The sequence below is a fragment of the Pseudomonas morbosilactucae genome, from assembly GCF_023241665.1.
Taxonomy (GTDB): Bacteria; Pseudomonadota; Gammaproteobacteria; order Pseudomonadales; family Pseudomonadaceae; genus Aquipseudomonas; species Aquipseudomonas morbosilactucae.
On sequence record NZ_JALQCX010000041.1, the window covers coordinates 1 to 21,886 of the forward strand.

General features: G+C 62.3%; 16 protein-coding genes and 1 pseudogene. 8 read left to right on the top strand and 9 right to left on the bottom strand.

Annotated features, from left to right (window positions below):
• The coding region (locus M1B35_RS21765; protein WP_268263030.1) for a cbb3-type cytochrome c oxidase subunit I at positions 1-758 on the bottom strand (758 nt) is incomplete at its 3' end.
• A 99-nt stretch (positions 759-857) separates the two neighbouring features.
• Between M1B35_RS21765 and M1B35_RS21770 the strand changes: the two genes are divergently transcribed.
• On the top strand, positions 858-1,553 hold the full coding sequence (locus tag M1B35_RS21770; RefSeq protein ID WP_123330641.1) for an alpha/beta family hydrolase: 696 nt from the start codon (positions 858-860) through the stop codon (positions 1,551-1,553).
• 179 nt (positions 1,554-1,732) lie between these two features.
• On the opposite strand, the gene M1B35_RS21775 is transcribed toward M1B35_RS21770, so the two are convergent.
• The 3 genes from M1B35_RS21775 to acnA form a co-directional block, all read right to left on the bottom strand.
• A complete protein-coding gene (locus M1B35_RS21775) occupies positions 1,733-3,298 on the bottom strand; it encodes a methyl-accepting chemotaxis protein (RefSeq protein WP_123330643.1) in 1,566 nt (521 codons plus the stop codon).
• A gap of 235 nt (positions 3,299-3,533) precedes the next feature.
• On the bottom strand, positions 3,534-4,325 hold the full coding sequence (locus M1B35_RS21780; protein WP_268263031.1) for a CPBP family intramembrane glutamic endopeptidase: 792 nt from the start codon (positions 4,323-4,325) through the stop codon (positions 3,534-3,536).
• A 128-nt stretch (positions 4,326-4,453) separates the two neighbouring features.
• Positions 4,454-7,195, bottom strand: a complete 2,742-nt coding sequence (acnA, locus tag M1B35_RS21785) for an aconitate hydratase AcnA (RefSeq protein WP_268263032.1) — start codon at positions 7,193-7,195, stop codon at positions 4,454-4,456.
• A 202-nt stretch (positions 7,196-7,397) separates the two neighbouring features.
• Here acnA and rlmM point away from each other — a divergent pair, with 202 nt between their 5' ends.
• Positions 7,398-8,471: a 23S rRNA (cytidine(2498)-2'-O)-methyltransferase RlmM gene (gene rlmM / locus M1B35_RS21790; RefSeq protein WP_123330649.1), complete on the top strand. Its 1,074-nt coding sequence runs from the start codon at positions 7,398-7,400 to the stop codon at positions 8,469-8,471.
• Between the two features lie 144 nt (positions 8,472-8,615).
• Positions 8,616-8,867: a sulfurtransferase TusA gene (tusA, locus tag M1B35_RS21795; protein WP_123330651.1), complete on the top strand. Its 252-nt coding sequence runs from the start codon at positions 8,616-8,618 to the stop codon at positions 8,865-8,867.
• On the opposite strand, the gene M1B35_RS21800 is transcribed toward tusA, so the two are convergent.
• Complete coding sequence (locus M1B35_RS21800) at positions 8,864-10,273, bottom strand: MATE family efflux transporter (protein WP_268263033.1); 1,410 nt, start codon at positions 10,271-10,273, stop codon at positions 8,864-8,866. The genes tusA and M1B35_RS21800 overlap by 4 nt on opposite strands.
• Before the next feature lie 181 nt (positions 10,274-10,454).
• Here M1B35_RS21800 and pdxB point away from each other — a divergent pair, with 181 nt between their 5' ends.
• The gene (gene pdxB, locus M1B35_RS21805) at positions 10,455-11,600 is read left to right on the top strand and encodes a 4-phosphoerythronate dehydrogenase PdxB (RefSeq protein WP_268263034.1); all 1,146 of its coding nucleotides are present in this window, start codon (positions 10,455-10,457) and stop codon (positions 11,598-11,600) included.
• A 90-nt stretch (positions 11,601-11,690) separates the two neighbouring features.
• Here pdxB and M1B35_RS21810 read toward each other — a convergent pair whose 3' ends face one another.
• Positions 11,691-11,870, bottom strand: a complete 180-nt coding sequence (locus tag M1B35_RS21810) for a PA1571 family protein (protein ID WP_123330657.1) — start codon at positions 11,868-11,870, stop codon at positions 11,691-11,693.
• A gap of 255 nt (positions 11,871-12,125) precedes the next feature.
• Between M1B35_RS21810 and M1B35_RS21815 the strand changes: the two genes are divergently transcribed.
• On the top strand, positions 12,126-13,904 hold the full coding sequence (locus tag M1B35_RS21815; protein WP_268263035.1) for an ABC transporter transmembrane domain-containing protein: 1,779 nt from the start codon (positions 12,126-12,128) through the stop codon (positions 13,902-13,904).
• Positions 13,905-14,039: 135 nt separating this feature from the next.
• Here the strand turns inward: M1B35_RS21815 and M1B35_RS21820 are convergent, their stop codons facing one another.
• The gene (locus M1B35_RS21820; RefSeq protein ID WP_123330661.1) at positions 14,040-15,968 is read right to left on the bottom strand and encodes a transglycosylase SLT domain-containing protein; all 1,929 of its coding nucleotides are present in this window, start codon (positions 15,966-15,968) and stop codon (positions 14,040-14,042) included.
• A 41-nt stretch (positions 15,969-16,009) separates the two neighbouring features.
• On the bottom strand, positions 16,010-16,183 hold the full coding sequence (locus M1B35_RS21825; protein ID WP_185039172.1) for a hypothetical protein: 174 nt from the start codon (positions 16,181-16,183) through the stop codon (positions 16,010-16,012).
• On the opposite strand from M1B35_RS21825, the gene M1B35_RS21830 reads away from it, so the two are divergent.
• Positions 16,182-18,101, top strand: coding sequence for an ATP-binding cassette domain-containing protein (locus M1B35_RS21830; protein ID WP_123330663.1), 1,920 nt, complete (start codon positions 16,182-16,184; stop codon positions 18,099-18,101). The genes M1B35_RS21825 and M1B35_RS21830 overlap by 2 nt on opposite strands.
• A gap of 64 nt (positions 18,102-18,165) precedes the next feature.
• On the opposite strand, the gene M1B35_RS21835 is transcribed toward M1B35_RS21830, so the two are convergent.
• Complete coding sequence (locus tag M1B35_RS21835) at positions 18,166-18,603, bottom strand: universal stress protein (protein ID WP_123330665.1); 438 nt, start codon at positions 18,601-18,603, stop codon at positions 18,166-18,168.
• 104 nt (positions 18,604-18,707) lie between these two features.
• Between M1B35_RS21835 and M1B35_RS21840 the strand changes: the two genes are divergently transcribed.
• On the top strand, positions 18,708-19,145 hold the full coding sequence (locus tag M1B35_RS21840; RefSeq protein WP_268263036.1) for a hypothetical protein: 438 nt from the start codon (positions 18,708-18,710) through the stop codon (positions 19,143-19,145).
• 574 nt (positions 19,146-19,719) lie between these two features.
• Positions 19,720-21,866 (top strand): annotated as a pseudogene (fadB, locus tag M1B35_RS21845) (fatty acid oxidation complex subunit alpha FadB).
• Positions 21,867-21,886 lie beyond the last annotated feature (20 nt).

A 21,886-nucleotide genomic window follows, 5' to 3' on the forward strand; every position in this document is an offset into this window, starting at 1 on the left:
CAGATGTACAGGGTGATCAGCGCCCAGAAGTGCACGATGGACAGGCGATAGGAGTACACCGGGCGCTCGGCCTGCTTGGGCACGAAGTAGTACATCATCCCCAGGAAGCCCGCAGTGAGGAAGAAGCCCACGGCGTTGTGGCCATACCACCACTGGACCATGGCGTCAGTCGCCCCGGCATACACCGAGTAGGACTTGGTCAGGCTCACTGGCAGTTCCAGGTTGTTGACGATGTGCAGGATGGCCACGGTGATGATGAAGCCGCCGAAGAACCAGTTGCCCACGTAGATATGCTTGGTGTTGCGCTTCATGATCGTGCCGAAGAACACCACGGCATAGGCGACCCAGACGATGGTGATCAGGATGTCGATCGGCCATTCCAGCTCGGCGTATTCCTTGGAGCTGGTGTAGCCCAGCGGCAGGCTGATGGCCGCTAGCAGGATCACCAGTTGCCAGCCCCAGAAGCAGAACGCGGCGATTTTCGGCGCGAACAGCTGGGTCTGGCAGGTGCGTTGCACCGAATAGAAGGAGCTGGCAAAGAGTGCGCAGCCGCCGAAGGCGAAGATCACCGCGTTGGTGTGCAGCGGGCGCAGACGGCCGAAGCTGGTCCACGGCAAGTCGAAGTTGAGTTCAGGCCAGACCAACTGGGCAGCGAGAAAAACCCCGAGCCCCATGCCGACGATGCCCCACACCACCGTCATAATGGCGAATTGGCGGACCACCTTGTAGTTGTAGGCGGTACTGATAGAAGTGTTCATGGTTCCCCATCCACGGTTCAGCTGAAGTGAAAGCGACTGCGCACGGCAAGGCGCGCTCACTTCTTCTGGAGTTATAGGCAGACTAAAAGCGAGGTAAGCATGGACAAAGAGCACAAGGCCAGTATTGACGGGGATCAATGGGGGCAGTGCGTGGCGGAACGGGGCTGGTTGTGGGATGTCGCGCCGCCGGCAGCGGGTGCTGTGCCGCTGACCCTGATCCTGGCCCACGGTGCCGGCGCGCCGATGGACAGCGGGTTTATGAATGACATGGCTGTGCGCCTTGCGGAGCAGGGCGTGAGCGTTTTGCGTTTCGAGTTTCCCTACATGGCGCAGCGGCGTATCGACGGTGGCAAGCGCCCGCCCAATCCGGCCCCCAAGCTGCTGGAATGCTGGCGCGAGGTGTATGCCCAGGTGCGACCTCATGTCGCTGGGCGCCTGGCCATCGGCGGCAAGTCCATGGGCGGGCGCATGGCCAGTTTGCTGGCCGATGAGCTGGGGGCCGATGCTTTGGTTTGCCTGGGCTATCCCTTCTATGCCGTGGGCAAGCCGGAGAAGCCGCGAGTCGCGCACCTGGCCGAGCTGGCTACGCCGACCCTGATCGTGCAGGGCGAGCGTGATGCCTTGGGCAACCGAGAAGCCGTGCAGGCCTACTCACTGGCGCCGAGTATCGAGCTGCACTGGCTGACGGCGGCCGATCATGACCTCAAGCCCCTGAAGGCCTCCGGGTACAGCCATGAGCAGCACCTGGCGTCCACGGCGGCCAAGGTTGCCGAATTCCTGAGGGCTGTGCGCTGAGCGGCGTGGGGTCTTTTTCGTAGGCGCGGGCCTGGATGACGAATCCGCTGTTCGAGCCCTGAGGTGGGTGAGGTCGGTCGCGTTCGCCACCTCACTCGCTTCTACAGGGGGGAGGCGGCTCGCGGGAATAAAAAAACCGGAAGCGCAGGCTTCCGGTTTTTTTGTTGCCGGCCCAGGGGTCAGCGGTTGAAGCGTTCCACCAGCGAGTACTGGGTGTTGGCGGTGCGGGTCAGTTCTTCACTGAGCAGCGCCGAGTGCTGAGCCTGTTCCGAGGTCTGGTCCGCCAGTTGGGCGATGGTGCTGATGTTGCGGCTGATCTCCTCGGCCACCGAGCTTTGCTCCTCAGTCGCGGCAGCGATCTGGGTGGTCATGTCGGTGATGTTGGCCACGGCCTCGCTGATGCCCACCAGGGCCTGGTCGGCTTCCAGCACCCGAGCCACGCCTTCTTCGGCCTGGCGATGACCGGCGTCCATGGTCTGCACGGCGGTGCTGGCGGTCTGCTGCAGTTTGGCGATCAAGGCGTGGATCTGCCCTGTGGACTCACTGGTGCGTTGCGCCAGTTGCCGCACTTCGTCGGCCACCACGGCAAAACCACGGCCCATTTCCCCGGCCCGAGCGGCTTCGATGGCGGCGTTCAGTGCCAGCAGGTTGGTCTGGTCGGCAATGCCCTTGATCACGTCAACCACGCCGCCGATCTCATCGCTGTCCTTGGCCAGTTGTGTCACGGTCAGGCCGGTTTCGCCCACCACCACCGACAAGCGCTGGATGGCTTCACGGGTTTCCCCGGCAATGTCACGGCCGCGCCCGGTCAGGCGGTTGGCCTCCTGGGTGGCATCGGCGGTGCGTTGTACGTGGCTGGCCACTTCCTGGGTAGTGGCGGCCATTTGATTGACGGCCGTGGCCACTTGCTCGGTCTCGACCCGTTGACGCTCCAGGCCCGTGGAGCTGTTATGGGCCAGGGTGTCGGATTGCCGTGCTTGTTCGGTGAGGTGCTCGGCAGTGTCCTGCAGGCGTGTCAGGCAGGTTTTCAGACGGGCTTCCTGGCTCAGGATCGACATTTCCAGGCGCGCTTGAGCGCCGCGGCTGTCGGTGTACATCTGGGCGATCAGCGGATCGGAGGTGGTCTGCTCAGCCAGGCGCAGCAGGCGCTTGATGCCGCGCTGCTGCCAACTCAGGCCCAGCAGGCCCAGGGGCACGGACAGGCCGGCGGCGAGGGCGAAACCCCAGTGCGAGTTGAGCCAGACGCCAATCAGGAAGCTCAGTTGGCTGACCAGGATAAACGGCAGCCAATCCTGCAAAACCGGCAGCCATTTGTCGCGTTTCGGAATCGCCGACTTGCCCTGGTTGATGCGCTGGTAAAGCGCTTCGGCGCGTCGGATCTGCTCGGCAGTGGGCTTGACCCGCACCGATTCGTAACCGACCACCTGATTGCCGTCGAACACCGGAGTCACATAAGCGTTGACCCAGTAATGGTCACCACTCTTGCAGCGGTTCTTGACAATGCCCATCCATGGCAAGCCTTGTTTCAATGTGCCCCACATGTGCGCGAACACCGCAGGTGGCACGTCGGGGTGACGGACCAGGTTGTGCGGTGCGCGAACCAGTTCCTCGCGGGAAAACCCACTGATCTCGACAAATGCATCGTTGCAGTAGGTGATCACGCCTTTGGCATCGGTAGTGGAAATCAACCGTTGTTGAGCCGGGAAGGTCCGTTCGCGCTGAGTGACAGGCTGGTTATTACGCATGGTTTTTCAATCCGCAAGGCTTTGAATGGTTGTCGGCCGCGCTGGCTGTTTATTGAAATTATTTTTCCATAATCAGCCGCAGGTCTCATTGGCAGGAAGTGCAGCTTGCAAAGATAACGAACAGCGTTTCTCACGCGTTAACGAGGGGCGTAATCATTGAGGTTCTGGCTCAACAGTCAATACTACTGAAGTACTGCTTTGGCCCTGCCGACGATGGGGAGTGCGGTCGCTGAGGTCAGGTCACCAGCATGGGGTAGGTGAACAGGGCGAAGTGCAGGAGGTTCAAGCCGACATGAGTGGCGACGGCCGCGCCCAGGCCGCCGAAACGATAAGCCAGGCCATAACCGACGCCAGCGATGCCGGCCAGCAGCGCCCATGGCCAACCCGCTCCCAGGTGCACCAGGCCGAACAGCAGGGCCGAGGTTGCCAGTGCCAGGTTCTGGCCGTAGGGCAGGTGGCCCCAGCGCCGGCTCAAGCCGCCCTGGATGTAACCGCGAAACAGCGCCTCCTCCACCAGGGTCACCAGGAGCAGATTGTTCAGCAGCCACAGCCAGGCCTGGTCCGGCCATTTCGGCGCCCAGTGGATGATCCCCAGCAGCAGCGCGCCGCCCAGGGCGCCGACGGCGCACAGAAGCAGGGCCAGCGCCGTGGCGTACAGCGACAGGCGCAGGGAGTTGCGGCCGACAATCCACGGGCAGGCCAGCAGCAGCCAAAAGCCGATCAGTGGCTTGTCCAGGTTCAGGTACATGGAAAAAGGCACCGCGTCATCCGTCAGGCGCTCGGGTCCGATGCCCCGACCGCTCTCGAATCCAGGCAGCCAATGCAAAGCCAGGCCCAACGCCAGCACCACGAACAGGCAGTGGCCGAGGTAGCGCAGGTAACGGCGGCGTTGCTGGCGTACGGCGGCCCCGGCGCTCAGCAGTAACAGCAGCGGAAGGACGGCCTGCCAGCCCAGTTGGCCGTATGTCAGGGCCAGGGTGTAGCCGCCACTGAGTAGGGCCAGGCACAGCCAGGGCAATCGGGGCATGTTCAATCCTTGGGCAGGGCGCGGTAATGAGCGAGGCGGGCAGGCGGTCTGGGGCGCGCCAGTATATCGACGGGGCAGCCCAACGAAAAACACCGCCCGAAGGCGGTGTTTGGGGGGGGCGAGGGGGGTTAGGAGGCTATCAGTTGGCGCAGCACGTAATGCAGGATGCCCCCGGCCTTGAAGTACTCCACTTCATTGAGGGTGTCGATGCGGCACAGCACCTCGATCTTTTCCTGGCGGCCATCCTCACGGGTGATCACCAGGGGCAGGTTCATCCGCGGAGTCAGTTCGACCCCGCTCAGGCCCTGGATCTCCAGGGTTTCCTTGCCGCTGAGCTTCAGGCTTTTGCGATTTTGGTCGAGCTTGAACTGCAACGGCAGCACGCCCATGCCCACTAGGTTGGAACGGTGAATGCGTTCGAAGCTCTCGGCGATCACCGCCCTGACCCCCAGCAGGTTGGTGCCCTTGGCTGCCCAGTCGCGGCTGGAACCGGTGCCGTATTCCTGCCCGGCAATCACCACCAGCGGCGTGCCTTCGGCCTGATAGCGCATGGCCGCGTCATAGATCGCCAGCTTCTCGCCGCTGGGTATGTGCAGGGTGTTGCCACCTTCTTCGCCGCCGAGCATTTCGTTGCGAATGCGGATGTTGGCGAAAGTGCCGCGCATCATCACTTCATGGTTGCCGCGCCGTGAGCCGTAGGAGTTGAAGTCCCGGGGTTCCACGCCTTTTTCCCGCAGGTAGCGGCCGGCTGGGCTGTCGGCCTTGATGTTACCGGCCGGCGAGATGTGGTCGGTGGTCACCGAGTCGCCCAGCAGGGCAAGGATGCGTGCGCCCACCACGTTCTCCACCACCGGCGGCGGGCCGTCGATAGTGTCGAAGAAAGGCGGGTGCTGGATGTAGGTGGAATCGTCCTGCCAGACGTACGTCGCGGCCTGGGGCACTTCAATGGCTTGCCATTGCTCGTCGCCGGCGAACACCTCGGCGTATTCCTTGTGGAACATGCGGGTGTTGACCTGGGCCACCGCAGCGGCGATTTCCTGGCTGGTGGGCCAGATGTCCCGCAGGTACACCGGTTGCCCATCCTGGCCTTCACCCAGGGGCTCGCTGCTGATGTCGATGCGCACCGTGCCGGCCAGGGCGTAGGCGACCACCAGCGGTGGCGAAGCCAGCCAGTTGGTTTTCACCAGGGGGTGGACCCGACCTTCGAAGTTACGGTTGCCCGAGAGCACCGATGCCACGCTCAGGTCGGCTTTCTGGATGGCTTTTTCGATGGGTTCCAGCAACGGGCCGGAGTTGCCGATGCAGGTGGTGCAGCCATAACCCACCAGGTCGAAGCCCAGCTCATCTAGGTAGCGGGTCAGGCCGGCAGCGTCGTAATAGTCGGTCACCACCTTGGAGCCGGGTGCCAGGGAACTCTTGACCCAGGGCTTGCGTTTCAGGCCCTTTTCCACGGCCTTTTTCGCCAGCAGCCCGGCGGCCATCATCACGCTGGGGTTGGAGGTGTTGGTGCAGGAGGTGATGGCGGCGATCACCACCGCACCGTGTTTCAGGCGATAGGTCTGGCCGTCGACGTCGTAGTCGGCTTCGCCCACCAGGTCTGCGTTGCCCACGGCCACTCCACCGCCGCCCTCACTTTCCAGGCGGCCTTCTTCCTTGCTGGTGGGTTTGAATTGCAGGGCCAGGAAGTCACTGAAGGCTTGGCCGACATTCGGCAGCGCGACCCGGTCCTGGGGGCGCTTGGGCCCGGCCAGGCTGGCTTCGACGCTGCCCAGGTTAAGGCCCAGGCTGTCGCTGAACACCGGCTCCTTGCCCGGCAGGCGCCACAGGCCCTGGGCTTTGCTGTAGGCCTCCACCAGTTTGACCACCTCTGTGGGGCGTCCGGACAGGCGCAGGTACTCCAGGGTGACGTCGTCCACCGGGAAGAAACCGCAGGTGGCACCGTATTCCGGGGCCATGTTGGCGATGGTGGCGCGGTCCGCCAGGGGCAGGTCGGCCAGGCCGTCGCCATAGAATTCGACGAACTTGCCCACCACGCCCTTCTTGCGCAGCATTTGCGTGACCGTCAGTACCAGGTCGGTGGCGGTGATGCCTTCCTTGAGCTTGCCAGTAAGCTTGAAGCCGATGACCTCCGGGATCAGCATCGACACCGGTTGGCCGAGCATGGCGGCTTCCGCCTCAATCCCGCCCACGCCCCAGCCCAGCACACCGAGGCCGTTGATCATGGTGGTGTGGGAATCGGTGCCTACCAAGGTGTCCGGGAAGGCATAAGTGCGGCCATCTTCGTCCTTGGTCCAGACGGTGCGGCCGAGGTATTCCAGGTTGACCTGGTGACAGATGCCGGTGCCGGGCGGCACCACGCTGAAGTTGTCGAAGGCGCTCTGGCCCCAGCGCAGAAAGGCGTAGCGCTCGCCGTTGCGTTGCATTTCGATGTCGACGTTCTGCTCGAAGGCCTGGCTGCTGGCGTACTTGTCCACCATCACCGAGTGGTCGATCACCAGGTCCACCGGCGACAGCGGGTTGATGCGCTGCGGGTCGCCCCCGGCCTTGGCCACGGCGGCGCGCATGGCGGCCAGGTCGACCACGGCCGGCACGCCGGTGAAGTCCTGCATCAACACCCGCGCCGGGCGGTACTGGATCTCGCGATCGGAGCGGCGCTCCTTGAGCCAGGCGGCCAGGGCCTTGAGGTCGGCGCCGGTGACGGTCTTGCCGTCCTCCCAGCGCAGCAGGTTTTCCAGCAGGACCTTCAGCGACATGGGCAGGCTGTCGAGGTCGCCCAGCTGCCTGGCGGCTTCCGGCAGGCTGAAATAGTGATAGGTCTTGTCGTCGATCTGTAATGTTTTAAGGGTTTTCAGGCTATCGAGGGACGGCATTGAATGACTCCTTTGGGCCCGCACGGCTACGGACCTGACGAGACGGACAGAGCTTTTAACCTAGCCCTGTTTGGTACACATGACTAATCACTGGACTCTATGGGCAAGTCCAAGGTTCCGAACTCGGCTATCATGCGCCGGTTTTCGTGACAGGCTTTGCTACAGGGCAAGTTTGCGCATCGATCGTTGCCCAGGAGATTCCATGAACACCCTCTTTATGCATTGCCGCCCCGGTTTCGAAGGCGAAGTCTGTTCCGAGATGGCTGACCACGCCGCGCACCTGAACGTGGCCGGGTACGCCAAGGCCAAGCCGAGCAGCGCCTGTGCCGAGTTCGTCTGCACCGAGGACGATGGCGCCGAGCGCTTGATGCGCGGCCTGCGCTTCGCCGACCTGATCTTTCCCCGGCAATGGGCCCGTGGGGGCTTTATCGAGTTGCCGGAAAGCGACCGCATCAGCGTGATCCTTGAGCACCTGGCCGGCGTGCCTACCTGCGGCAGCCTGTGGCTGGAGGTGGTGGACACCAACGACGGCAAAGAGCTGTCGAACTTCTGCAAAAAATTCGAAGGACCGCTGCGCAAGGCCCTGACGGCTGCCGGCAAGCTGGTGGAGGGCTCGGCCGGGCCGCGCTTGCTGCTGACCTTTAAAAGCGGTCGCGAAGTCTTTGTCGGGCTGGCCGAGGCTGACAATTCGGCGATGTGGCCCATGGGCATTCCCCGTTTGAAGTTCCCCCGCGAGGCGCCCAGCCGTTCGACCCTGAAGCTGGAAGAGGCCTGGCACCACTTCATTCCCCGCGACCAGTGGGACGAGCGCCTGCACGGCGACATGACCGGCGTCGACCTGGGCGCTGCTCCGGGCGGCTGGACCTGGCAACTGGTGAATCGCGGCATGCTGGTGACCGCCATCGACAACGGCCCGATGGCCGAGAGCCTGATGGACACCGGGCTGGTCCAGCACCTGATGGCCGATGGCTTCACCTTCAAGCCCAAGCAGCCGGTGGACTGGATGGTCTGCGACATCGTCGAGAAGCCAGCGCGCAATGCGGCCCTGCTGGAAACCTGGATCGGCGAGGGCCATTGCCGCGAGGCGGTGGTCAACCTGAAGCTGCCGATGAAGCAGCGTTACGCTGAGGTCAAGCGCCTGCTTGAACGCATCGAGGACGGTTTCAAGGCGCGAGGCATTCGTGTGGCCATTGGTTGCAAGCAGCTGTATCACGACCGCGAGGAAGTCACCTGCCACCTGCGCCGCTTGGACCTGAAAAAACCAAAATCCCTTTAGGCGTCTGCTTGCCGGCGACAAGCCTTGTGTGGCGTCGAGGGCGCCATCGCTGGCGAGCTAGCGTCTACATAGGCTGGCGGTGTTGCAACAGATGACCGGATGGCGCCATTGCGCGACAATGCCCGCCAGTTTCAGGAGTGAGTTATGAGCCAAATCATTGATACGCCGGTTGACGGCACCCTTGACGCCACGGGCCTCAATTGCCCGGAGCCGGTGATGATGCTGCACCAGCACATCCGTGACCTGCCGGCGGGCGGGCTGTTGAAGGTGATCGCCACCGACCCGTCCACCCGCCGCGACATTCCCAAGTTCTGTGTGTTTCTCGATCACGAACTGGTGGCGCAGCAGGAAGAGGCCGGTACCTACCTGTACTGGATTCGCAAGAAGCTCGCTTAACCCGCTGTACGGCTGATGCGGATCCGCTTGCGCGCGCTGCGTGTAAGGCGGATCGACAGCATCAGCGCCGCGCAACTCAAGCCGACAATCAAGCCTTCCCAGAGCCCGCTCGGGCCACTGGCCGGACCGAAATAATCGGTCAACCCCAGCATGTAACCCACCGGCAAGCCGATGCCCCAGTAGGCAAACAGGGTCAGGATCATGGTCACTCGTGTGTCCTGATAGCCGCGCAAGGCACCCGCCGCGGTGACCTGGATCGCGTCCGAGAACTGGAACAGCGCCGAGTACACGATCAGCATCGACGCCACCTGGATCACCCGCGGATCGGTGGTGTAGATGGTGGCGATGGGCTCGCGCAGCAACAACATGACGGAGGCGGAGATGCAGGCATAGGCCAGGGCCGAGCCCATGCCCACGCCGGCGGCGAAACGTGCCTCGCGAGGTTCGTTGCGCCCCAGGGCCTGGCCGACCCGCACGGTCACGGCCATGCCCAGTGAGTAGGGGATCATGAACACCAAGGAGCTGACGTTGAGGGCGATCTGATGGCCGGCCACCACGGTGGCGCCGAGGCTGCCGATCAACAGGGCGATCACCGCGAAAATACTCGATTCGGCGAACACCGCGATGCCGATCGGCAAGCCGATGCTCAGCAGGCGCTTGATCACCGCCCATTGCGGCCAGTCGAAGTGGCTGAACAGGGCAATGTTGCGATAGGCCGGGGCCCAGCGGGTCCAGCAGGCCATGCCCAGGAGCATCGCCCACATCACGATGGCGGTTGCCCAGCCACAGCCCACGCCGCCCATGGCCGGTACACCGAAGTGGCCGTAGATGAACACGTAGTTGATGGGGATGTTCAGCGCCAGGCCGCAAAGGCCCATGACCATGCTGGGCCGGGTACGCCCCAGGCCGTCGCTGAAGCAGCGCAGCACGTGATACAGGGCCACCGCCGGCAGGCCGCTGGCGATGCCGCGCAGGTAGCCCATGCAGGGTTCGATCAACTGTGGGTCGACCTTCATCAGGTGCAGGATCGGCTCGGCGCTGAACAGCATCAGCGTCGCCATCAAGCCCACCACCAGGGCCAGCCACAGGGCCTGGCGCACGATGGGCGCAATCTCACAGTGGCTGCCGGCGCCAAAGCGCTGGGCCACTTTCGGCGTGGTGGCCAGCAAGGTGCCGGTCATCAGCAGGAACACCGGAATCCAGATCGAGTTGCCCAGGGCCACGGCCGCCAGGTCACGCGGGCCGACGCGGCCGGCCATCACCGCATCGACGAAGCCCATGGCGGTGGTCGCCAGTTGGGCAATCATGATCGGCAGTGCCAGGTTCAGCAGATTGCCGAGCTCGCGGCGCACCCGGGCCGGGCGATTGAGCGAGGGGGCAGCGAGGTGTTCAGTCACGGAGTTCACGGAGGCAGGCGTCCCTAGGTGTGTTGCGCAGGACGCGACATTGTACGCGTTGACACCTCGGTCAGGAAAATATCCCGTGTTGTGAATGTGTAAGCGATAAAAAGCACCCTGCGGACAGATCGCGCGCTGGCCCCGAACCGCTGACAACGCCTACACTGCGGCTCCGCTGAAGGAGCCTGCCATGCTGATTGTTGCCGACGAAAACATCCCCTTGATCGAAGCTTTTTTTGCCGGTTTCGGCGAGATCCGCCGTTTCCCCGGCCGTAGCATCGATCGCGCCATGGTCCAGGACGCCGATGTGCTACTGGTGCGCTCTGTGACTCAGGTGGATCGAGCCCTGCTCGAAGGCAGCAATGTGCGCTTCGTCGGCACCTGCACCATTGGCACCGATCACCTGGACCTCGACTATTTCCAAGAGGCCGGCATCACTTGGTCCAGCGCGCCGGGCTGCAATGCTCGGGGCGTGGTGGATTACGTGTTGGGCAGCCTGTTGACCCTGGCGGAGATCGAGGGCGCCGACCTCACCCAGCGCACCTATGGCGTGGTCGGTGCCGGCGAAGTGGGCGGGCGCTTGATCACGGTCCTGCGTGGCCTGGGTTGGAAGGTGCGGATCTGCGACCCGGCGCGACAGGCGGCGGAAGGCGGTGATTATGTCAGCCTGGAGCAGTTGATCGAGCAGTGCGATGTGATCAGCCTGCACACGCCGCTGAATAAAGGCGGCGACTCGCCCACCTGGCATTTGTTCGACCGGGCTCGCCTGCAGCAACTGCAGCCCGGCACTTGGCTGATCAACGCAGCCCGTGGCCCGGTGGTGGACAACCAGGCCTTGCGCGAGGTGTTGCTGCAACGCGAAGACCTGCAAGCGGTGTTGGATGTGTTTGAACACGAGCCCAGCGTGGACCGGGCGTTGGTGGACCTGTGCGTCTTGGCCACGCCCCATATCGCCGGTTATAGCCTGGATGGCAAGCTGCGTGGCACGGCGCAGATTTACCAGGCCTATTGCGCGTTCGCCGGCCAGGCCGAGCAGGTCAACCTGGATCAACTGTTGCCCGCGCCCTGGGTGCCGGAAATCAGCCTTAACGCCAATGCCGATCCGGCTTGGGCGCTGGCCACGGTTTGTCGTGCGGTGTATGACCCGCGTCGTGACGATGCCGACTTCCGACGTAGCTTAGTGGACGACGTTGCTGAGCAGCGCAGCCGTTTTGACGGGTTGCGCAAGCATTACCCCGAACGGCGGGAAATTGATGGGCTGAAGGTACGGGTGCACGGCGAGTCGTCGGCATTGCGCCAGATCGTCACCGCCTTGGGTGCCACACTGGAGGGCTGAGCGCTCGGGCTTGGTAGGCGTTTGGTTGGCGCGCAGCGGGCATAAAAAACCCGGCAGCCGGTGCCGGGTCAAGGGGACTGAGGCGCGGTGTCAATCTTGCTTGGCAGGCTTGACCAGTCGCTTCTCCAGTTCGCGGCAGGCGTCCTGGATCATGTTTTCAGTGATGGGCACTTCGCGACCCTGGGCGTCGATGATGGCGCAACCCAGAGACTGCTCGGGTTGGGTGCGGATCACTTGAATCTTGTCGTCGCTGCTGTGTTGCAAGGACATGGCCTGTCTCCTCATCAGGTTGTGTGCTTACTCTAGGACCGCCACGTGACCAGGCTGTGACAACCTTCTACAACGCGGGTACGGCAGCTTCACTCCACCAGAAATACGCAGGGGCCGCCAGCCGGACTTTAGACCAATAACCTCTAGGCTCTAGCGTCAGCGGTCATATCCAAGCTGACTCACAGGCATTTACCAAAGTTCCTGCGCATTGCCCGGTGTAGGCTGGGCGGGGTTTTCCCCCAGGCGCTTCAATGGATGAATTTCATGCTCTCTTCCCGTCAACGCCGGGCCATTGGCCTGGCCAGTCGTTTTCTTGCTCCTTATCGTTGGCAGGCACTGGGCGCGTTGCTGGCGCTGGTGGTGACTGCCGGCATCACCTTGTCCATGGGGCAGGGCATTCGCTTGCTGGTGGACCAGGGCTTCATGACCCAGTCGCCGCATTTGCTCAATCAATCCATCGGCCTGTTTTTGCTGCTGGTCCTGGCACTGGCAGTGGGCACCTTTGTGCGGTTTTATCTGGTGTCCTGGATTGGCGAGCGCTGCGTGGCGGACATTCGCCGGCAAGTCTTCAACCACCTGATCTACTTGCACCCGGGGTTTTACGAAAACAACCGCAGCTCGGAAATCCAGTCGCGGCTGACGGCCGATACCACCTTGCTGCAATCGGTGATCGGCTCGTCGCTGTCATTGTTTCTGCGCAACGCGCTGATGGTGTTGGGCGGCATCGTGCTGCTGTTTATCACCAACCCCAAACTCACCAGCATCGTGGTGGTGGCCTTGCCCCTGGTGCTGGCGCCCATTCTGATTTTCGGCCGGCGGGTACGCAGCCTGTCGCGCTTGAGCCAGGACCGCATCGCCGATGTCGGCAGTTATGTGTCCGAGACCCTGGGGCAGATCAAGACCGTGCAAGCCTATAACCACCAGGCCCAGGATGAGCGCCGGTTTGCCCTGACCGTGGAGCAGGCGTTCGAGACGGCGCGCAAACGCATCGTCCAGCGTGCCTGGCTGATCACCCTGGTGATCGTGCTGGTGCTGGGGGCGGTGGGCGTGATGCTCTGGGTCGGCGGCATGGACGTGATTGCCGGGCGCATTTCCGGTGGCGAACTGGCGGCCTTTGTGTTTTACAGCCTGATCGTCGGCAGCGCCTTCGGCACCTTGAGCGAGGTGATCGGTGAATTGCAGCGGGCGGCGGGTGCCGCCGAGCGGATTGCCGAGTTGCTGCGCTCGGAGAACATCATTCAGGCGCCGGCCACGGGCCTGGTGGCCTTGCCTGAGCGGGTGAGTGGCGACCTGGTGTTGGAGGATCTGCGCTTTTCCTACCCCTCACGCCCGGAAAGCTTCGCTGTCGATGGCTTGAGCCTGACCATCAAGGCCGGTGAGACCGTGGCGTTGGTGGGCCCTTCAGGCGCGGGCAAGTCGACCCTTTATGACCTGCTGCTGCGTTTCTATGACCCGCAGCAAGGGCGAATTCTCTTGGATGGCGTGCCCCTGACTCAACTGGACCCACTGGATCTGCGGCGCTGTTTCGCCTTGGTGTCGCAAAGCCCGGCGCTGTTCTTCGGCAGCATCGAAGAGAACATTCGCTACGGCAACCCAGGCGTGACCCTGGAGCAGGTCGAAGAGGCGGCAAAGATTGCCTACGCCCACGAGTTCATCCAACAGATGCCCCAGGGCTATCAGACGCATCTGGGGGATGGCGGCCTGGGCCTGTCCGGCGGCCAGCGGCAACGCCTGGCGATTGCCCGGGCGCTGTTGGTGGATGCACCGATCCTGTTGTTGGACGAGGCCACCAGCGCCCTGGATGCCCAGAGTGAGCATCTGATCCAGCAAGCCTTGCCCAGCCTGATGAAGAACCGTACCACCCTGGTGATCGCCCATCGCCTGGCCACGGTGAAGAATGCCGACCGGATTGCGGTCATGGATCAGGGCAAGCTGGTGGCCGTGGGCACTCACCAGCAACTGATTGCCAGCAACCCGCTGTATGCGCGCCTGGCGGCCCTGCAGTTCAGCGACGGCTCTCAGCCGCCTGTGTAGGCGTCGGCTTGCCGGCGAAAGCGGTCATCGTGCTGGCGCAGAGTTCGAAGGCGTCTTCGCTGGCCAGTCAGCCCCTGCGTTGGGTCGTTGCCCAATAAAAAAGCCCGCATCGCTGCGGGCTTGTCGAGGCTGGTTTCACTGATCGTCGAAGTAGCGCTCGTGCCAGTCCACCAGCGGCTGGGGCGAGTTGAGCTTCTGTCCGTAAATCACCGAGTAGGACAGTACGTTCTGCACGTACTGGCGGGTCTCGTCGAAGGGAATGCTTTCCACCCAGACATCGAAACTCAGGTGGTCGGCGCCCTTGAGCCACTGGCGTACCCGGCCAGGGCCGGCGTTGTAGGCCGCCGAGGCCAGTACACGGTTGCCGTTGAACTGGCTGTGGACTTGGCTCAGGTAGGCGGCGCCCAGCTGGATGTTCTTGTCCGGGTCCAGCACTTGCTGGGGCGATGCCAGGGGAATGCTGAACTTGCGTGCGGTTTCCTTGGCGGTGCCGGGCATCAACTGCATCAGGCCGCTGGCGCCAACACCGGAGCGGGCGTCGTCCATAAAGGCGCTTTCCTGGCGGGTAATGGCGAACACCCAGCTGGAATGCAGGCCACGGACCTTGGCTTCACGAACCAGCGTGTCGCGGTGAGCCATGGGGAAGCGGATGTCTAGGTCGTCCCAGTACTGGGCCTGGCTGATGGTGCGAATGGCCGGGAAGTACCACTTCAGGTCATAAGCCAGCTTGGCCTGGGCGACCATCTCGTCGCGGTTGAAATGCCGGCTGACGTGGTACCACTCGCGGCGCCCGTCGACGATCTGCCCGCGTGCATGGAACTCCAGGGCTCGGCGCACGCCTGGGGTATTGCGCACCTTATTGACCAGCGCCTGGCTCAGCACCAGCGGCTTGTTGGTCAGTTGGTAAGGCGCCTTGGCGTGATCGGCTGCAAGGAAACCATAGAAGTCGCGCTCACGGGCCAGGTTCTTGAACAGTGCCAGGGCTTGCGGGTTCTGCGGTTCGGCCAGCTCCAGGCTGCGGGCTTGCCAGTAGCGCCAGCGGTTGGTGGTGGCCAGGTCCTGGGGCAGTTTGCGGGTCAACTGATAAGCGTCTTCCCAGCGTGCCAGGCGCAGCAGCAGGCGCAGGCGCCATTCGGAAACCGTGTTGTCCCGCAGTTCGGGGTCGTATTGGGTCATCACGCCCAGGGCGCGGCTGTCGAAGCGCTTGGCCAGGGTCAGGCCGATCTCGCGGGCGATCGCCACTTTTTCGTCACGGGAGAAGTGCATGCTGCTGGCGTAGCCGTCGAGCAGGCCCATGGCCTTGTCCGGGTCCTGGCGTGCCAGGCGGCGCAGGCCGAGCCCGACCACGTCGGACATGGCATCGTCGGCCGGGGTGAAACGCGACGGCTGGCTCAACAGCTCGGGCTTCTGGGCGACGTCGATCAGCAGGCGGCCCTGGGGCGCCAGGCTGGTCATGCTTTTGACCAGGCTGTTGGCCAGCGCGTAGTTACGGGTTTCGGCGGCCAGTTTGGCGCGCTGCCAGCGTTTCTGTTCGGTGAGTTGGCCTTCAGCGGCCCATTGGGCGAACAGTGCATCGCAGGCGGCGGGTTGGGATTTGCCGGTCAGCCAGAGTTTTTCCGTGGCGGCGTAACCTTCTGCCTTCAGGTTATGGCCCAGTTGGTATTGGGCGTTCAGGCAGTCCAACTCAGTGAAGTTAAGTTTCGGGTCGTAGTACTTGACGAAGGTGGCCCAGTCGCCACGTTCGGCCAGCCAGCGCAACCAGCGCAGTTTCATCCAGTTGGCCTGGGGCAGGTCGCCGTGTTCAGCGAGGAATTTCTCAATTTCCGCATTGCTTGCGGACTTCAGCCGTGCGGTCAGTTCGTCGTAGGCCAGGTAGGGTTCCAGGGGGTAGTCACTGAGGACCTGGGCGTAACGGAAATACGGCGCGGAGTCGCCTTTGGCCAGGGCGCGCTTGGCCTCATCGTAATATTGGCGTTGGAGAGACAGGTCGGCCGCCTGGGCGGAATGAACGGCAGCGGTGGAGATAAATAGACAGGACAAAAAACTGAAAAGGCGACTGCGCATGAGACATCCGGGCAGAAAAATCATGACAAGTGCTGACGGAGTCAGCACTGATTGCCGTCTAGCTTAGCCTTTTGCCAGCAACCGGCGAAAGCTTTGCCGCCCCGCGGGCCGAAGTTCGCCACAAATGTTGTTCCGGGTGCTTCAGCGGCGAAAATGCCGGCCTGCTGCAGGCGCAAGTCAGGTAGAATGCGCGCCCGGTTTTTGGAGAAGATCATGACCCTGCTCAAATTCAGCGATGTGTCCCTTGCTTTCGGCGCTATGCCGTTGTTGGACAAGGTGTCCTGGCAGATCGCCCGTGGTGAGCGGGTGTGCATCATCGGCCGTAACGGCACAGGCAAATCCAGCATGATGAAGCTGGTCAAGGGCGATCAGAAGCCCGATGACGGCTCCGTGTGGCGTGCGCCCGGCCTGAAGATCGGCGAATTGCCGCAAGAACTGCCAGTGGCCGACGAGCGGACCGTGTTCGACGTGGTGGCTGAAGGCCTGGACGGTGTTGGCGCGTTGCTCGCCGAGTATCACCACCTGGCGCAGAACTGCGTTACCGAAGAGGACCTGGACAAGCTGATGCACGTCCAGCAGGACCTCGAAGCCCGTGACGGCTGGCGTTTGCAGCAACTGGTCGACAGTACACTGAGCCGCCTGCAACTGCCGGCCGACAAGACCCTCGCCCAGTTGTCCGGCGGCTGGCGTCGCCGCGTGCTGCTGGCCCAGGCCCTGGTGTCCGAGCCGGACCTGTTGCTGCTCGACGAGCCCACCAACCACCTGGACATCGGTGCCATCGCCTGGCTGGAAGAGGCGCTGAAGGATTTCCAGGGCGCTGTGCTGTTTATCACGCACGACCGTTCCTTCCTGCAAAACCTGGCGACCCGCATCCTCGAACTGGACCGTGGTGGCCTGATCGACTGGAACGGCGACTACGCCAGCTTCCTGGTGCACAAGGAAGCGATGCTGGCGGCGGAAGAAACCGCCAACGCCTTGTTCGACAAGCGCCTGGCCCAGGAAGAAGTGTGGATCCGCCAGGGCATCAAGGCCCGGCGTACCCGTAACGAAGGCCGCGTACGTGCGTTGAAAGCCCTGCGGGTTGAACGCAGCGAGCGTCGCGAGCGCACCGGCAAGGCCAATATCCAGCTGGAAACCGCCGACAAGTCGGGCAAGCAAGTGATGGTGCTGGAAAACGTCAGCTTCCATCACCCGGACGGCCCGTTCCTGATCAAGGACTTCTCCATGGTCCTGCAGCGTGGCGACCGTATCGGTTTGCTGGGCGCCAACGGTACCGGCAAGACCACCTTGCTCAAACTGATGCTCAGCGGCCTGCAGCCCACCAGCGGCAAGGTGGAAGAGGGCACCAAGATTGACGTGGCCTACTTCGACCAGTTGCGCCACCAGTTGGACCTGGAAAAGACCGTGATCGACAACGTCGCCGAAGGTCGCGACTTTATCGACATCGACGGCCAGAGCCGCCACGTACTCAGCTACCTGGGCGACTTCCTGTTCAGCCCGCAGCGTGCTCGCACGCCGGTAAAAGCCTTGTCCGGTGGTGAGCGTGCGCGCCTGCTGCTGGCCAAGCTGTTCAGCAAGCCGGCAAACCTGCTGGTACTCGACGAACCAACCAACGATTTGGACGTGGAAACCCTCGAGCTGCTGGAGGAGGTGCTGTTGACCTTCAATGGCACCGTGCTGATGGTCAGCCACGACCGGGCATTCCTCGACAACGTGGTTACCAGCACCCTGGTGTTCGAAGGGGAAGGCAAGGTGCGTGAATACGTCGGTGGTTACCAGGACTGGCTGCGCCAGGGTGGTTCGCCACGGCTGTTGGGCGTGACCGAGAATAAATCGGGCAAGGCCGAGCTGAATTCGGCGGTGGTAGCTCCTGTCGCAACGCCTGCTCCGGTTGCGGCCCAGGAAGCACCGGCGAAGAAGAAGCTCAGCTACAAGTTGCAGCGCGAGCTGGAAGCCCTGCCAGCGCAGATCGAAGCCATGGAGCAGCAGATTGCTGCGGTCGAGGCCGAGATGGCGGATGGCGGTTTCTATCAGCGTCCGGCGACCGAGACGGCGGCGGTGATCGCTCAGTTGGAGCAGTTGAACGCCGAGCTTGAGGTTATGGTCGAGCGTTGGGCCGAGCTGGATGCCTGATTGACTCTGTGCTGATAAAAAAGCCCGACGTTGATGTCGGGCTTTTTTCTGCGGCCGTGTTTGCTTAGCGCTTGGCCAGGTGCACGGCCAGCACGTCGCAGGGTGCGCCATGCAGCACGTCATTGGCGGTGGAGCCCAGCAGCAGGGCCAGGCCGTGGCGGCCGTGACTGCCGACCACGATCAGGTCGCAATGCTGCTCTTTGGCCAGGTGATGGATTTCCTGACGCGGCTGGCCGTAGGTCAGGTGGCTGAACTCCTTGGTCAGCTCCGGGTATTTAGCGATCAGTCGGTCGAGGCGCTCCTTGGCCTGGTCGAATTGCTGTTGCTGGAGTTGGGACAGGTCCATCGGCACGTCGCCGCCAAAGGCCATGGCCATCGGCTCGACAATGTGCACCAGGGACAATTTGGCCCCGCTGGCGACCGACAGTTCGCGAGCGCGGTGGATAACAGGATCGCACTCTTCGGTTAGGTCTACAGCGACCAGAATATGGTTGTAGGACATGAGGTGCTCCTCCTGAGGATGGCGATAGCTTCAAGTATGGCTGGTTTCAAGCGCGTTGGTTCCGGTGTGGCCCAACGCGCTCATCAAGAATCGGGAGTACAGATATGACGGTCTGGATAGTGGTGTCAATCCTTGCGGTGGTGTTAAGCCCTCTGGCATGGCTGCGTCCTTCGCGCCGCCAGAGCGGCCAGATCGCCATGCGCATGGAGGCGCGGCGCATGGGGCTGGCCATGCAGCTGGCGCCCCAGGAGTGGCCGCACTGGCTCGGGCAGGAGCCGCCGAACCCCTGTCCGCAGTACCATCGCCCGCGCCGCAGTGTTGCGGCGGCGTGCTGGAGCTACTGGCAAATCGCGCCGGGGGAGTGGGTTAATCAATGGCGCGAGCCTTGCGAGGATCAGGCATTGCTCGCTCAGTTAAGCGTGCTGCCGTCGACAGTCTTCAAAGTCGAGGCAGATAAACAGATGATCGCCCTGTATTGGAATGAGCGCGGCGAACTGAGTGTCTTGCAGGATATTGCCGAGTTGCTCAAAGCCCAGGCCTGAGCTGCAAGGGGGGGGCGCTGCAACGGCGTCGCCCGAAATAGCAGGCAATAAAAAGCCCGACATCATCATCGGGCTGGGATTGGCCAGGCAGGCCGGTAATCTGTTTGCAGCGACCCAGGGCGCACCATAGGGTTTTGTGTGTCGCTGATCCTACGCTTTGCATTCGACAAAAGCGCGTACATTTTTCTCTCAAGCTTTTCGCCAGCTTAGGCTTCAATTGCCTTCATGCAAGGCGAGTTAGGGCGAACTTTCTAATTATTGATTCTATGAATGGTTAAAAATGCGCGCGCGTGTTGGTGCTCGGGGCGTTACCGAGATGACTGCAAAGTCGCGTTTCAAACAGCCTTTTGTACGATTGACAATTGGCGGATTTTCCCTGAATGTGGCGTACCCAAATCAAACGGGCGTATGAAATGAGCGTTTGCATGGCAAATGGCTCTGTACAGAATCCCGACTATCGCGTTGGCGGGTGTGCCTTGCGGATTGGCCTGAGCATCGACGAAAACGTCCGTGCCGAGCCAGAAGTTAGCGTCCGACGTGTACTGTTCAGCTTCCATATCGTGGAGATCAGTTGATGATTTACGAAGGTAAAGCCATCACGGTTAAGGCTCTTGAAAGTGGCATCGTCGAATTGAATTTCGACCTCAAGGGTGAGTCCGTCAACAAGTTCAACCGTCTAACCCTGAACGAATTGCGTCAGGCTGTTGACACCATCAAGGCAGATGCTTCGATCAAGGGTGTGATCGTCAGCAGTGGCAAAGACGTGTTCATCGTCGGCGCCGACATCACCGAGTTTGTCGACAACTTCAAGCTGCCGGATGCCGAGCTGGTGGCGGGCAACCTCGAAGCCAACAAGATCTTCAGCGATTTTGAAGACCTCAATGTTCCGACCGTTGCCGCGATCAACGGCATCGCCCTGGGTGGCGGCCTGGAAATGTGCCTGGCGGCGGACTACCGCGTCATGGCTGCCAGCGCCAAGATCGGCCTGCCGGAAGTCAAGCTGGGCATCTACCCGGGCTTTGGCGGGACCGTGCGCCTGCCGCGCATCATCGGTGCCGACAACGCCATCGAGTGGATCGCCGCCGGCAAGGAAAACCGTGCTGAAGACGCGCTGAAAGTCGGCGCAGTCGACGCTGTGGTCGCTCCGGAAAAACTTCACGAAGCCGCCTTGGCCACCGTCAAGCGTGCCATCTCCGGCGAGTTCGACTACAAGGCCAAGCGCCAGCCGAAGCTGGAAAAACTCAAGCTCAACGCCATTGAACAAATGATGGCGTTCGAAACCGCCAAAGGTTTCGTGGCCGGCCAGGCTGGCCCGAACTACCCGCGCCGGTCGAAGCGATCAAAACCATTCAGAAAGCCGCCAACTTCGGTCGCGACAAGGCCCTGGAAGTGGAAGCTGCTGGTTTCGTCAAGCTGGCCAAGACCTCGGCGGCGCAAAGCCTGATCGGCTTGTTCCTGAACGATCAGGAACTGAAGAAAAAGGCCAAGGCCTACGATGAAATCGCCAAAGACGTGAAGCAGGCCGCGGTACTCGGCGCAGGCATCATGGGCGGTGGCATTGCCTACCAGTCGGCGTCCAAAGGCACGCCGATCCTGATGAAAGACATCAACGAACACGGTATCGAGCAGGGCCTGGCGGAAGCCGCGAAACTGCTGGTCGGTCGCGTTGATAAAGGCCGCATGACTGCCGCGAAAATGGCTGAAGTGCTCAACGGTATTCGTCCGACCCTGTCTTACGGCGACTTCGGTCACGTCGACCTGGTGGTCGAGGCGGTGGTCGAGAACCCTAAGGTCAAGCAAGCGGTATTGGCTGAAGTCGAAGGCCAGGTCAAAGAGGACACCATCCTCGCATCCAACACCTCGACCATTTCCATCAGCCTGCTGGCCAAGGCCCTCAAGCGTCCGGAAAACTTCGTCGGCATGCACTTCTTCAACCCGGTGCACATGATGCCGCTGGTGGAAGTCATCCGTGGCGAGAAGTCCAGCGAACTGGCCGTGGCCACCACCGTTGCCTACGCCAAGAAAATGGGCAAGAACCCGATCGTGGTCAACGACTGCCCGGGCTTTTTGGTCAACCGCGTGCTGTTCCCGTACTTCGGCGGTTTCGCCAAGCTGGTCAGCGCCGGCGTGGACTTCGTGCGTATCGACAAGATCATGGAAAAATTTGGCTGGCCCATGGGCCCGGCGTACCTGATGGACGTGGTCGGCATCGACACCGGCCACCACGGCCGCGACGTCATGGCTGAAGGCTTCCCGGACCGCATGAAGGACGACCGTCGTTCGGCCGTGGACGTGCTCTACGAAGCCAAGCGCCTGGGTCAGAAAAACGGCAAGGGTTTCTACGCCTACGAGACCGACAAGCGCGGCAAGCAGAAGAAAGTCGCCGATTCGTCGGTGCTGGAAGTGCTCAAGCCGATCGTCTACGAGCAGCGTGAAGTCACTGACGAAGACATCATCAACTGGATGATGATCCCGCTGTGCCTGGAAACCGTTCGTTGCCTGGAAGACGGCATCGTCGAAACCGCAGCTGAAGCCGACATGGGCCTGGTCTACGGTATTGGTTTCCCTCCATTCCGTGGCGGTGCGCTGCGTTACATCGATTCAATCGGTGTCGCCGAGTTCGTTGCCCTGGCCGATCAGTACGCCGATCTGGGCGCGCTGTACCACCCGACCGCGAAGCTGCGTGAAATGGCCAAGAACGGCCAGAGCTTCTTCGGTTAAGCGCCCCCACTAGAGAGCGA

Bases quoted from the DNA above. Each gene is read 5' to 3' on its own strand.
- tusA (WP_123330651.1), top strand. From the start codon at position 8,616: ATGAGCCAAATCATTGATACGCCGGTTGACGGCACCCTTGACGCCACG.
- M1B35_RS21830 (WP_123330663.1), top strand. From the start codon at position 16,182: ATGACCCTGCTCAAATTCAGCGATGTGTCCCTTGCTTTCGGCGCTATG.
- M1B35_RS21775 (WP_123330643.1), bottom strand. From the start codon at position 3,298: ATGCGTAATAACCAGCCTGTCACTCAGCGCGAACGGACCTTCCCGGCT.
- M1B35_RS21840 (WP_268263036.1), top strand. From the start codon at position 18,708: ATGACGGTCTGGATAGTGGTGTCAATCCTTGCGGTGGTGTTAAGCCCT.
- M1B35_RS21820 (WP_123330661.1), bottom strand. From the start codon at position 15,968: ATGCGCAGTCGCCTTTTCAGTTTTTTGTCCTGTCTATTTATCTCCACC.
- acnA (WP_268263032.1), bottom strand. From the start codon at position 7,195: ATGCCGTCCCTCGATAGCCTGAAAACCCTTAAAACATTACAGATCGAC.
- M1B35_RS21780 (WP_268263031.1), bottom strand. From the start codon at position 4,325: ATGCCCCGATTGCCCTGGCTGTGCCTGGCCCTACTCAGTGGCGGCTAC.
- M1B35_RS21835 (WP_123330665.1), bottom strand. From the start codon at position 18,603: ATGTCCTACAACCATATTCTGGTCGCTGTAGACCTAACCGAAGAGTGC.
- M1B35_RS21770 (WP_123330641.1), top strand. From the start codon at position 858: ATGGACAAAGAGCACAAGGCCAGTATTGACGGGGATCAATGGGGGCAG.
- pdxB (WP_268263034.1), top strand. From the start codon at position 10,455: ATGCTGATTGTTGCCGACGAAAACATCCCCTTGATCGAAGCTTTTTTT.
- M1B35_RS21825 (WP_185039172.1), bottom strand. From the start codon at position 16,183: ATGATCTTCTCCAAAAACCGGGCGCGCATTCTACCTGACTTGCGCCTG.
- M1B35_RS21815 (WP_268263035.1), top strand. From the start codon at position 12,126: ATGAATTTCATGCTCTCTTCCCGTCAACGCCGGGCCATTGGCCTGGCC.
- rlmM (WP_123330649.1), top strand. From the start codon at position 7,398: ATGAACACCCTCTTTATGCATTGCCGCCCCGGTTTCGAAGGCGAAGTC.
- M1B35_RS21810 (WP_123330657.1), bottom strand. From the start codon at position 11,870: ATGTCCTTGCAACACAGCAGCGACGACAAGATTCAAGTGATCCGCACC.